The following is a 10,664-nucleotide window of genomic DNA, read 5'->3' as shown; positions in this document are numbered from 1 at the left end:
GCCCGGCCGCACGAGCCGCCCGGCCGCACGAGCCGCCCGGCCGCATTTGACGCCCGGCCGCACCAGCCGCCCGGCCGCATTTGACGCCCGGCCGCATCTGACGCCCGGCCGCACGAGCCGCCCGGCCGCACCAGCCGCCCGGCCGCACCAGCCGCCGGAGCCGGCGACGGCCGCCGCGGGGTCACGACCGCACGGCCGTCTTCGCCTTCCGGCGGTTCGGCGCCTTCATCGGAGCCGGCTCGCCGACCACGGGCTCGTCCGCAGGGAGCCAGCTGGTGCACCACATCCGCCCGGGCCCCGCCGCCGCCGAAAACTCCCCCGCCCTCCCTGGGGGGCGTCCCCAAGTCCAGCCTATCGCCACCCCCGGACAAAACCGCCGCCCACCAGAGTTGTCCACAGGAGTTGTCCACATCCCCCTCGGTCTGTGGACAACCTTCCGTGGACCACGTCCTCAGAGGTACTGGCCCGTACCCGAAATCCCCGGCCCAGGCCCGTGCTCATGCCCCGGCCCGACAACCCCGGACGACCCGGCCGGCAGCCCGCGCCGCATCTGCTCCAGCTGCACTCGCGCCGCCATCTGCTGCGCGAACAACGCCGTCTGGATTCCGCTGAACAACCCCTCCAGCCACCCCACCAGCTGCGCCTGCGCGATCCGCAGCTCCGCGTCCGACGGCGTCGAGTCGTTCGTGAACGGGCGGACCAGCCGCTCCAGCTCGTCCTGCAGCTCCGGGGCCAGCGCCTTCTCCAGCTCGCGGATCGACGTCTGGTGGATCTCGCGCACGCGCGTGCGCGACGCGTCGTCCAGCGGGGCCGCCCGGACCTCCTCCAGGAGCTGCTTGATCATCGTGCCGATGCGCATCACCTTCGCCGGCTCTTCGACGAGGTCGCCCACCGACTCGTGGTGGTCCTCCGGGGTGCCGTCCGGTCCGACGACCACCACGTGGGGTGAAGAATCCTGGGTCGAGTCACCCGCTGTGAAGTTCGGCTCGGTCATGTGCTCCATCCTGGCTTGCCTTCGACACGCTCCGCGACACCCGAGGGGTGCCCGTCTGGCGAGCGTAGCCGTAAACCGGGTTCCCGGTGGCTCTCCACCCAACCCCGGACGCACGGCGAAACCGCACGTCCGTACGGTGTCCCCATGGCGTTCGACGTCGCTCGTATCCGTGGGCTCTTTCCCGCGCTGGGTGACGGCTGGATTCACTTCGACGGCGCCGCCGGAATGCTGGTACCGGAACAGGTCGCTTCGGCCGTTTCCACGGCGATGCGTGCCCCGGTGTCCGGGCCGGGCGGAGCGTTTCCGGCCTCACAACGCGCGGAAAGCATCGTGACCGCGGCCCGCCGGGCCGTGGCCGACCTGGTCGGGGCCGACCCGGCTGCCGTCGTGCTCGGGCCGAGCGCGCCGGTCATGCTGCGCCGGCTCGTCGACGCGCTCGCCGAGCGCTGGACCATCGGCGACGAACTCGTCGTGTCCCGGCTCGACGAGCAGGCCAACCTGGCGCCCTGGCAACGCGCCGCCAAGCGCGTCGGCGCGGTCGTGCGCTGGGGTGAGATCGACATCGAGACCTGCGAGCTGCCCGCGTGGCAGTACGAGCAGCTCGTGTCGGCGCGCACCAAGGCCGTCGCCGTCACGCTCGCGTCCGGCTCGGTCGGGACGCGGCCGGACGTGCCGACCATCATCGAGTTCGCCAAGCGGGTCGGCGCGCTCGTCGTCGTCGACGCCACCTACGCCGCGCCCTTCCTGCCGCTCGACATCAACGCGCTCGGCGCCGACGTCATGGTCGTGTCCGCGCAGGCGTGGGGCGGCCCGTCGGTGGGCGCGCTCGTCTTCCGCGACCCCGAGCTGATCGAGCGGATCCCGTCCGCCTCGCTCGACCCGATGGCCCGCGGTGCCGCCCGCCTGGAGCTCGGCCCGCACGCCTACCCGCTGCTGGCCGGGCTGATCGCGTCGATCGACTACCTCGCCGGCCTCGACGACGCCGCCAGCGGCTCGCGGCGCGAGCGGCTGGTCACCTCGCTCGGGTCGGCGAAGTCCTACCACGCCGGGCTGCTCGCGCAGCTGTCCACGGAACTGCTGTCGCTGCGGCACATCATGGTCATCGGCAGCGCCATGCGCCGGATTCCCGCGCTCGCCTTCGCCGTCGCCGGCAAGAAGTCGCCCGAAGTGGCCGAGTACCTGGCGAAGCAGGGCTTGTGCGCCTTCGCCGACGACGGCACGAGCGGCGTCTTCGCGTCACTCGGCGTCGGAGAAGTGGGCGGCGCCGTGCGGATCGGGCTCGCCCACTACTCCAACGTCTTCGAGATCAACCAGCTGGTGCGCGTCCTCGAAGAACTGCGTTAGGACTTCGCGGCCAGCAGGACCTTGCCGAACACGCTGCCCTCTTCCAGGACGCGGTGCGCGGACGCGGCTTCGGCCATCGGCACCACCTGGCCGACGATCGGCTTGACGAGACCGTCGGAAACCAGCGGCCACAGGCGTTCGCGGACGTCGGCGACGATCGCCGCCTTCTGCTCCAGGGGCCGGAACCGCAGGCCCGCCGCGAACACCGACGCCCGCTTGCCGAGCAGCGCGCCGACGTTCAGCTCGCCCTTGACCCCGCCCTGCATGCCGATGATCACCAGCCGGCCGTCCTGCTTCAGCGCGTCGACGTTGCGGCCCAGGTAGGACGCGCCCATGTTGTCGAGGATGACGTCCGCGCCGCCGGTCTCCTCGCGGAGCACCTCGACGAAGTCCTGGTCCTTGTAGTTGATCGTGATGTCGGCGCCGAGCTGGCGGCAGCTTTCGAGCCGGTCCGGCGAGCCCGCGGTGACGGCGACCGTGGCGCCGAGCGCCTTGCCGACCTGGATGGCGTGCGTGCCGATGCCGCCGGCGCCGCCGTGGACCAGCAGCACGTCGCCCTCGCCGAGCTTCGCGTGCATCACGACGTTCGCCCACACCGTGCAGGCCACTTCGGGCAGCGCGGCCGCGGTGAGCAGGTCGATCTCGCCGGGCACCGGCAGCAGCTGGCCGGCCGGGACGACGGCCTTCTCCGCGTAGCCGCCGCCGGAGAGCAGTGCGCAGACCTCGTCGCCGACGTTCCAGCCTTCGACGCCTTCGCCGAGTTCCGCGATCGTGCCGGAGCATTCGAGGCCGAGGGTTTCGCTCGCGCCCGGCGGGGGCGGGTAGTGGCCCTGGCGTTGCAGCAGGTCCGCGCGGTTCACCGCGCTCGCCGCCACCTCCAGCAGCACCTCGCCGGGGCCGGGCCGCGGATCCGCGACCTCCGCCCACTCGAGAACGTCCGGGTCACCTGGTTCACGGATGGTGATCGCGTACATGTGCCGACCGTATACCGCGGCCGAAGGTCCCGCCGAAAGGCGCATTGACGGACTTCGCATATCGAACAAAGGTGAGCAACCATGTCACTCTTTAGAACGAAAATCCTGCCGCCGGTGGCGATAGCCGCCGGCGCGACGCTGGTGCTCGGCCTGACCCCGGCCGCCGCCGCGAACACCCTCCCCGACGGTCCTGCCCTGGCGAAGCAGCTCGTCAAGAAGATCGACGTCAACGGCATCAACCGGCACCTGGTCGCCCTGCAGCGCATCGCCGACACGAACGGCGGCACCCGGGCGGCGAGCACCGAGGGGCACAAGAAGTCCGCCGAGTACATCGCGACCAAGCTCGAAGCGGCCGGCTACCAGGTCACCCGCCAGGAGTTCCCGTTCACCTACTCGGAGACCCTGGCCGAGAAGCTGACCGCGGGCGGCGCGAGCGTCCCGGTCATCGCCATGGAGTACACGAAGTCGACGCCGGTCGGCGGCATCACCGCGCCGCTCGCCGTGGTCGCCGTGGACGACACCAGCGGCTGCGAGGCCACCGACTACACCGCGGACGTCGCGGGCAAGATCGCGCTGATCAAGCGCGGCGGCTGCTCGTTCGCGCAGAAGCAGCAGACGGCCGCGGCCGCGGGCGCGATCGGCGCGATCGTCTACAACAACACCGACGGCGCGCTGAACGGGACGCTCGGGGGCCCGGAGAACGCGGCGATCCCGACCGGCGGCGTGACGGCGGCCGCGGGGGCGCAGCTGGCGACGCTCGGCGGGCAGAACGTGACGCTGGAGCTGCGGGCCTTCCAGGAGGCGCGGACCAGCTACAACGTCATCGCCGAGACCAAGACCGGGCGCAAGGACAACGTCGTGATGCTCGGTTCGCACCTCGACAGCGTCCCGGCCGGCCCGGGCATCAACGACAACGGCAGCGGCTCGGCGACCCTGCTCGAGACCGCGCTGCAGCTGGGGAGCAGCCCGAAGGTCAACAACGCCGTGCGCTTCGGTTTCTGGAGCGCCGAGGAGTTCGGCCTGATCGGCTCGACCTACTACGTCGACCAGCTGAGCTTCGAGCAGCAGCTCGACATCGCGCTGTACCTGAACTTCGACATGATCGGCTCGCCGAACGCCGGGTACTTCGCCTACGACGGTGACAACTCCGACGGCGTCGGCGCGGGTGCCGGCCCGTACGGCTCGGCGCAGATCGAGAAGACCTTCGTCGACTTCATGCAGGCCGCGCGGGGTGTCTCCCTCGAGGGCACCGACTTCACCGGCCGCTCGGACTACGGCGAGTTCATCGCCGTCGGCATCCCGGCCGGCGGCCTGGACACCGGCGCCGAGGTGCTGAAGACCCCGGCGCAGGCGGCGAAGTGGGGCGGCACGGCCGGCATCGCGTTCGACCCGTGCTACCACCAGGCCTGCGACAACCTGGGCAACATCGACCGCGTCGCGCTGGACCGCAACGCCGACGGCGTCGCCTGGGCCCTCGGCCTGTACGCGACGAGCACCGAGAGCGTCAACGGCGTCCAGCCCGGCAAGGCCAAGGCGGCCAAGCAGAAGGCCGCCGAGCGCAAGGTGCAGCGGAACTTCTCCGCCCGCGCCGTGGCGGGCGACCCGCACGCGCTGACGGCCTGACCCAAGCGCCCCAATGTGGCGTTCGGTGCGTCAGACGCACCGAACGCCACATTGGGTGCGTCAGACGCACCCAATGCCACATTGGGGCGCTTGCTAGCCCAGGTTGTTGGTGCCGAAGGTGTCGCAGCGGGCCGGGTCGCCGGTCTGGAAGCCGGTGGTGAACCACTTCTTGCGCTGCGCGGACGTGCCGTGGGTGAACTTCGAGCGGTCGACCTGGCCGCCGCCGAGGTTCTCCTGGATGTAGTCGTCGCCGATGCGGGACGCGGTGTCCAGCGCGGAGTTGATGTCGTCCTGGGTGACGTCGGTGATCAGCGGCTTGCCGCTTTCGGTCGGCGTCGTCGAGGCGTGGTTGCCCCAGACACCGGCGTAGCAGTCGGCCTGCAGCTCCAGGCGCACCGAACCGGACGTCGGGCCGCTGCCGGTGCCCTTGCGCGAGGTGCCGAGCAGGTTCTGCACGTGGTGGCCGTACTCGTGGGCGAGCACGTACGCCTCGGTGAAGAGCCCGCCTTGGGCGCCGAAGCGGGTCTTCAGCTCTTCGAAGAAGGACAGGTCGATGTAGACATCCGAGTCGGCCGGGCAGTAGAACGGGCCGGTGTCGGAGGTGGCGCTGCCGCAGCCGGTGCGGACGCCGCCGTTGAAGAACTTCGTCGGCGCCTTCTGGTAGGTCGAGCCGGAGCGGGCGAACTGCTGCGTCCAGTAGTCCTGGACGGAGTTCACGACCGCGACGATCGCGCAGTCGTGGTTCTTGTTGGCGTCCGCGCCGGTCTTGCACTCGCTCGAGAGCTTCGAGTTGTCGACCTGCTGGCCGGACCCGACGCTGCCGAGGCCGCCGCTCAGGCCGCTGCCGCCCGTCGTGACCCCGCCGAGCTGGGACAACACGAAGTAGATGATCAGGCCGACGACACCGAGCCCGCCGCCGCCGAGCGCCACGCGGCCGCCGATCCCGCCGCCGCCTCCACCGCTTCCGCGCAGGTCCTGGACTTCGGAGGCGTCCAGGCCGGCGTCGTCGTCGAATCTCACCGGTGAATCGTAACGAGCCTGGGTGCGTCCGTCGCGCTGACGGGCGCACCCAGGCTTGTACCGAGGTATGTCTTCTGTCGAGCGGTCGGCCGCTTCCGGGCCGGCGTTCAGGCGCTGTCGTCACGGCTTCCGAGGCCGTGACCGGATCCAGGCCCGACCGACGCCGTATGCGTGAACGCATGGAAGCCCGCTCGTAGCTACCCTCAATCGCGACCAACCCGGTAGATGTCCGTTCCGGTCGCGGGGACGCAGCTGGCGGTCAACCGCGAGGATCACCCACCACGCAACCACCTGACCTCTCCTGGCGGGGAGCCGGGCCGGCACGTCGCCGTCGCCGCGCCGTCTACCCTGGCCGACGTCCGCCCACAAGCAGAATGCGCCTTTCCCGGCCGAGTCTCAACCTTTTCGTAACCCCACCTTCGGGCGATGTTGCGACGGTGTTTTCACCGGCACCCGGATCGGACTCGGACCGCGCAATCCGTTGATCAGCGTTCTAGGCTGCCTTATGAGCAAGGAGCGGCCTGTGCGTTGGTTGGACGAAGCCGAGATGGCGGCGTGGCGCTCCTACATCGTGGCGACCCTCCTGCTGCGGCAGCGGTTGCACCGGGAGCTGTCCGACTGCCACGACGTGTCCCTGACCGACTACGAGGTGCTCGTCTGCCTGCAGTCCCAGCCCGGCTACCGGATGCGGATGTCCGAGCTGGCGATGTACATGGGGTCGACGAAGAGCAAGCTTTCGCACCAGGTGGCCAAGCTGGAGGGCGCGGGCCTGGTCCGGCGGGCGCGTGACCCGGAGGACAAGCGCGGCGTGGTCACCGAGGCGACCGACGAGGGCCTGGCGCTGCTGGAGAAGGCCGCGCCGACGCACGTGGAGGGCGTCCGCGAGCACCTCATCGATTTGCTGAGCCCGGAGGAGCAGGCAACGATCGCCGCGGCGTTCGAGCGCGTGCAGGCGCACCTGCTGGAGCCGGAAAGCTGAACCCGGGCGCGGCGGGCGCCCGGGTGCTCAGTGCGGTAGCGGTGGGATTCGAACCCACGGAGAGGTTGCCCCCTCGCATGTTTTCAAGACATGTTCCTTCGGCCGCTCGGACACGCTACCCCTGCCCACGAGGGTAGCCGACGCCTTCCGGGGCGACCTGGGCCCCGCCGGTGGTGGAGATCTTCCGCAACGCCGTGCGGGCCCTCGACGTGCCGGCCACCGGGACGCTGATGGTGGGTGACAGCGAGGGGCCGACGGCGGCGCCCGTCTCGCCGTCGGCGGGGCGCTGCTGCCGGCTTCGTCGTTTTGCTGCGGCGCAACCGCTCCCGGCTAGCTCCAGCTGAGCGTGAGGGCCGCACCCTGCGCCCGCCCCGCCTCCGCCGCCGGTGTGCGCGTTGCCGGGTCCAGCGGGTTCTCGCCGATCGCCGCCTGGGATGGCTCGTCCGGGGTGATCAGCGTGACCTTCGCGCCCGCCGCGCGCAGGTCCTCCAGGACCTCCAGCAGCGGCTTCTCCATCGGCAGGGGCGCGTCCACGCCCAGTGGCGAAACCACCGTCACGCGGGTGGCGCCGGTTGCGTAGTCGGCGTTCTCGGCCGAGCGGACGCCGCCGTCGACGTACTGGCGGCCGTCGATCGTCACCGGAGGCCAGACGCCCGGGACCGCGCAGCTCGCCGCCACCGCGTCGACCAGGGGGACGCCGGACTCGCGGTCGAAGCGGCGGGGCTCGCCCGTCTCCGCGTCGACCGCCACGATCACCAGGCGCTGCGCCGGCCACTCGTGCACCGGCAGCCGCGCCTCGATCACCGCGCGGCGGTCCGCTTCGGACACCGTCTCGGCCGCCAGGGCCAGCTTCCCGACCGCCCGCCGCACGTCGGCCGGGTCGGTCGCGCCGGTGACCGCGCCGCCGAAGTCGGCGGCGAACTTCTCGAAGTCGATCTCCGCCGGGATTTCCGGCGTCTGCCGCGCCGGGTCCGCCTGGCACGCGTACAGCTCGTCCAGCGGACGGCCGCTCGCCACCTGCGCGGCCACGACCGAGCCCGCCGACGTCCCGACGAGCAGGTCCGCGCCCGTCAGGTCCTGGCCGTGCCCGGCCAGACCCGCCAGCAGCCCCGTCGTCCACGCGATCCCGGCGACTCCGCCGCCACCCAAAACCAAAGCCTGTCCACCCATGCGGGCAGCCTAACGAGGGGTCCGACGATTTCCGTCGCTCTCCACCACGTCGAGGCGCGCGGCCCGGCGTGAGCACACCGGCGGCAGGACTTCAGGGCTGCCGCAGGGCCTTGGCGGCGATCCGCGCCTGCACCTCGGGCCGCCGCAGCGGCGGCACGGTCGCCGGCGGCTGCCGGCGTTCCGGCAGCTGCTCCAGCAGCCGGGTGGTGATCTCGGTGATTTCGGCGACCGCCGCCTCGAACGGCTCGCGCGTGGCGTCCGAAAGGGACTGCACGCCCGTCACCTTGCGGACGTACTGGCGGGCCGCGGCCTCGATCTCCGCGCCCGTCGCGGCCGGCTGAAGTCCCCGCAGGGTGGTGATGTTTCGGCACATGCCGCCCAGGGTACGTCGCTCCGGAGCCCTCGATCACACGGTCGGGTAGGCCCGGGCCGACGTCGTTGACGCCCGGACCTGCGCTGGGCAATGTCGGGGTAGTGCCTCTCAGACCGCGTCCCTTCCGCTCCGCCCGCCCCGAACCCGGCATCCTCGAAGAGGAACCCCCGCAGACCCCGATCCCGGAACAGGCGTGGCCCCGGGTCCGGGCCGACGACCTGGTCACCCTCGTGGCACACGTCTTCGCCGCCCACGGTCTTCCCGAGGTGCGCGCCCGCATCGCGGCCGAGGCGCTCTGCCACGGCGATCTGACCGGTTCGCCCGAGACCGGCGTCGCCGACCTGACGCGCGTGCACCTGCCGTTGCTGAAGGAGGGGCTCGTCGTGCCGCACGCCGAGCCGCTGATGATCGCCGACCGCGGGGCCGCCGCGCTGATCGACTACCGCCGCGCGCCCGGGCTGTGGGCCGTCGGCGACGCGATGGACCGCGCGGTGACGCGGGCCGGCCGGTTCGGCGTCGGGCTCGTGTCGATGCGGGGGATCGGGCCGTTCGGCCGCGCCGGTCACCATGCCGCCCGGGCCCTGCCGCACGCGATGATCGGGCTGGTGCTCGCCGCGGGCGGCGAACCGGGCCAGCCGATGAACCCCCTCGGCATGGCGGCGCCCGGCGGGGCGTACCCCGAGTTCGTCTTCGACATGGACCGCCCCGGTTCCGAAGCGGCCGGGCTGACGCTGCTGGTCGAGGTGCTCGCCGGGGTGCTTTCCGGCGTCGCCGACCACGAACACGACACGGGCCTGCTGGTGCTGGCGATCGCCCCGACGACGCTGCGCAGCGCCGACGGCTTCTACCGGGCGGCGAGCGCGCTGTTCGGCAGCATGCTCGGCTGGGACGGCGGCGCGCCGATCCGCTACCCGGGCTGGCGCGAGGCCCAGCACCTCGAGCAGTGCCGGGCGCTCGGGGTGCCCCTGGCGGGGCCGGTGCGCCGCGAGCTGGACACCCTGGCGGCGTCGCTCGGGCTGCCGCCGCTGACCAGCGCGGGCTAGCGGGCCGGGCCCAAAACGCCCCAATGTGGCGTTGGGTGCGTTCAGCGCAACCAACGCCACATTGGGGCGCTTGGAGCCGGGCTCAGTGGACCAGGACGACCTTGCCGCGGGCCGCGCCCACGGCCACGATGTCGCCGTTGGTCAGCTGGCGGCCGCGGCGGGTCTCGGTTTCGCCGTTGACCGTGACCTCCTCCGCGTCGATCAGGTCCTTGGCGTGGGAGCCGTCTTCGGCCAGGCCGGCCAGCTTGAGGAACTGGCCGAGGCGGATCGGCTCTCCGGTGATGGGTACGTCGACGGGCTCGCTCATGCCCCGCATCATGCCGTCTCAGGTGCTGGCGGTCGTCTGGCGGTAGAGCGCGAGCACGTCCGTGTCGAAGTAGCTCGAGTACGACGTGTCGGGGTCGTCGCCGCCGTACTCGAAGCCGCCGATCACGCCGATGACCGTGCCGAGGCGGGTTTGCGGGTTCTGCTGGGTGACCCACGGGCCGCCGCTGGTGCCGGTCGGGAAGCCCGTGCAGTCCACCCGCAGCTGGTAGGTGTCCTGCTTGCTGGTGGTGTGCTGGCAGACCGCGGGCACCTCGGAGTCGTCCGGGTAGCCGGTGAGCGTGATCGGCTGCTCGAACGCGGTGCCGGTGGCCAGCAGGTTCGCCCCGACCAGGCTTTCCAGCGTCTTCGTGGTGCCCACCTGGTGCGCGGTGGCGAAGCCGACGTCGAGGTCCGGGTCCGAGGACGCGCTCCAGCCGGGGGCGACGTGCTCGTCCGACACCGTCCAGTAGCCGAACGGCGCGATCCCGTCGTGGTAGCCGGGCGCGAAGGTAAGGCCGGCGAGGTAGCCGCCGCCTTCGCCGTCGTGGATGCAGTGGGCCGCGGTCAGCAGCACGTCACCCTGCTCGCTGTGCACGACGCTGGCCGTGCAGTAGTGCGCCCCTTCGGAGAACAGCGCGCCGACCGCCGGGCTGGACACCGCGGGCAGGTCACGCGCCGGGGCCGCCTCGACCGTCGCGGTCTCCGGCGTCGTCGCGCCCGCGGACTCGGGCTGCCGGGCGGCGACGACCACCACGTAGGTCACCCCGAGCAGCGCGATCGCGGCGAGGGTGAGCAGAACGGCCGGCCACCGCACCTACATCGCCTCCTCGTCCGGTTG

The 10,664-nt window shown here is 71.9% G+C and carries 11 protein-coding genes and 1 tRNA gene; 4 read left to right on the top strand and 8 right to left on the bottom strand.

Annotated elements, in window-relative coordinates; translation table 11 throughout:
• Positions 1–451: 451 nt before the first annotated feature.
• Entirely contained in the window at positions 452–1,003 is a 552-nt protein-coding gene (locus C2L59_RS41325) for a bacterial proteasome activator family protein (protein WP_103355025.1), read from the bottom strand.
• A 135-nt stretch (positions 1,004–1,138) separates the two neighbouring features.
• On the opposite strand from C2L59_RS41325, the gene C2L59_RS41320 reads away from it, so the two are divergent.
• On the top strand, positions 1,139–2,338 hold the full coding sequence (locus tag C2L59_RS41320; protein ID WP_103355024.1) for a cysteine desulfurase-like protein: 1,200 nt from the start codon (positions 1,139–1,141) through the stop codon (positions 2,336–2,338).
• Here the strand turns inward: C2L59_RS41320 and C2L59_RS41315 are convergent.
• Positions 2,335–3,312, bottom strand: coding sequence for an NAD(P)H-quinone oxidoreductase (locus C2L59_RS41315; protein WP_103355023.1), 978 nt, complete (start codon positions 3,310–3,312; stop codon positions 2,335–2,337). The genes C2L59_RS41320 and C2L59_RS41315 overlap by 4 nt on opposite strands.
• A gap of 81 nt (positions 3,313–3,393) precedes the next feature.
• Between C2L59_RS41315 and C2L59_RS41310 the strand changes: the two genes are divergently transcribed.
• On the top strand, positions 3,394–4,935 hold the full coding sequence (locus tag C2L59_RS41310; protein WP_199199615.1) for a M28 family metallopeptidase: 1,542 nt from the start codon (positions 3,394–3,396) through the stop codon (positions 4,933–4,935).
• A 93-nt stretch (positions 4,936–5,028) separates the two neighbouring features.
• Here C2L59_RS41310 and C2L59_RS41305 read toward each other — a convergent pair whose 3' ends face one another.
• A complete protein-coding gene (locus tag C2L59_RS41305) occupies positions 5,029–5,955 on the bottom strand; it encodes a neutral zinc metallopeptidase (RefSeq protein WP_103355022.1) in 927 nt (308 codons plus the stop codon).
• A gap of 505 nt (positions 5,956–6,460) precedes the next feature.
• On the opposite strand from C2L59_RS41305, the gene C2L59_RS41300 reads away from it, so the two are divergent.
• Complete coding sequence (locus tag C2L59_RS41300) at positions 6,461–6,934, top strand: MarR family winged helix-turn-helix transcriptional regulator (protein ID WP_199199608.1); 474 nt, start codon at positions 6,461–6,463, stop codon at positions 6,932–6,934.
• A gap of 33 nt (positions 6,935–6,967) precedes the next feature.
• On the opposite strand, the gene C2L59_RS41295 is transcribed toward C2L59_RS41300, so the two are convergent.
• The 3 genes from C2L59_RS41295 to C2L59_RS41280 form a co-directional block, all read right to left on the bottom strand.
• A tRNA-Ser gene (locus tag C2L59_RS41295) sits at positions 6,968–7,054 on the bottom strand.
• A 210-nt stretch (positions 7,055–7,264) separates the two neighbouring features.
• Positions 7,265–8,104, bottom strand: a complete 840-nt coding sequence (locus C2L59_RS41285) for a patatin-like phospholipase family protein (protein ID WP_199199606.1) — start codon at positions 8,102–8,104, stop codon at positions 7,265–7,267.
• Positions 8,105–8,195: 91 nt separating this feature from the next.
• Positions 8,196–8,477, bottom strand: coding sequence for a DUF2277 domain-containing protein (locus tag C2L59_RS41280; RefSeq protein WP_103355019.1), 282 nt, complete (start codon positions 8,475–8,477; stop codon positions 8,196–8,198).
• Between the two features lie 101 nt (positions 8,478–8,578).
• Here C2L59_RS41280 and C2L59_RS41275 point away from each other — a divergent pair, with 101 nt between their 5' ends.
• Entirely contained in the window at positions 8,579–9,520 is a 942-nt protein-coding gene (locus C2L59_RS41275; RefSeq protein WP_233223985.1) for an Ldh family oxidoreductase, read from the top strand.
• Between the two features lie 82 nt (positions 9,521–9,602).
• Here C2L59_RS41275 and C2L59_RS41270 read toward each other — a convergent pair whose 3' ends face one another.
• Together C2L59_RS41270 and C2L59_RS41265 are read right to left on the bottom strand one after the other, a co-directional pair.
• The gene (locus tag C2L59_RS41270; protein WP_103355017.1) at positions 9,603–9,827 is read right to left on the bottom strand and encodes an RNA-binding S4 domain-containing protein; all 225 of its coding nucleotides are present in this window, start codon (positions 9,825–9,827) and stop codon (positions 9,603–9,605) included.
• Between the two features lie 18 nt (positions 9,828–9,845).
• A complete protein-coding gene (locus C2L59_RS41265) occupies positions 9,846–10,640 on the bottom strand; it encodes a trypsin-like peptidase domain-containing protein (protein WP_199199604.1) in 795 nt (264 codons plus the stop codon).
• Between the last annotated feature and the right edge of the window lie 24 nt (positions 10,641–10,664).

This window comes from Amycolatopsis sp. CA-128772, from assembly GCF_002904295.1.
Classification (GTDB): domain Bacteria; phylum Actinomycetota; class Actinomycetes; order Mycobacteriales; family Pseudonocardiaceae; genus Amycolatopsis.
Note: the sequence above shows the minus strand (reverse complement) of the source record. Positions and strands in the feature narration are given on the sequence as shown.

Excerpts from the sequence above, each read along its gene's own strand:
- C2L59_RS41325 (WP_103355025.1), bottom strand. The coding sequence starts at position 1,003 with ATGGAGCACATGACCGAGCCGAACTTCACAGCGGGTGACTCGACCCAG.
- C2L59_RS41320 (WP_103355024.1), top strand. The coding sequence starts at position 1,139 with ATGGCGTTCGACGTCGCTCGTATCCGTGGGCTCTTTCCCGCGCTGGGT.
- C2L59_RS41315 (WP_103355023.1), bottom strand. The coding sequence starts at position 3,312 with ATGTACGCGATCACCATCCGTGAACCAGGTGACCCGGACGTTCTCGAG.
- C2L59_RS41310 (WP_199199615.1), top strand. The coding sequence starts at position 3,394 with ATGTCACTCTTTAGAACGAAAATCCTGCCGCCGGTGGCGATAGCCGCC.
- C2L59_RS41300 (WP_199199608.1), top strand. The coding sequence starts at position 6,461 with ATGAGCAAGGAGCGGCCTGTGCGTTGGTTGGACGAAGCCGAGATGGCG.
- C2L59_RS41285 (WP_199199606.1), bottom strand. The coding sequence starts at position 8,104 with ATGGGTGGACAGGCTTTGGTTTTGGGTGGCGGCGGAGTCGCCGGGATC.
- C2L59_RS41280 (WP_103355019.1), bottom strand. The coding sequence starts at position 8,477 with ATGTGCCGAAACATCACCACCCTGCGGGGACTTCAGCCGGCCGCGACG.
- C2L59_RS41270 (WP_103355017.1), bottom strand. The coding sequence starts at position 9,827 with ATGAGCGAGCCCGTCGACGTACCCATCACCGGAGAGCCGATCCGCCTC.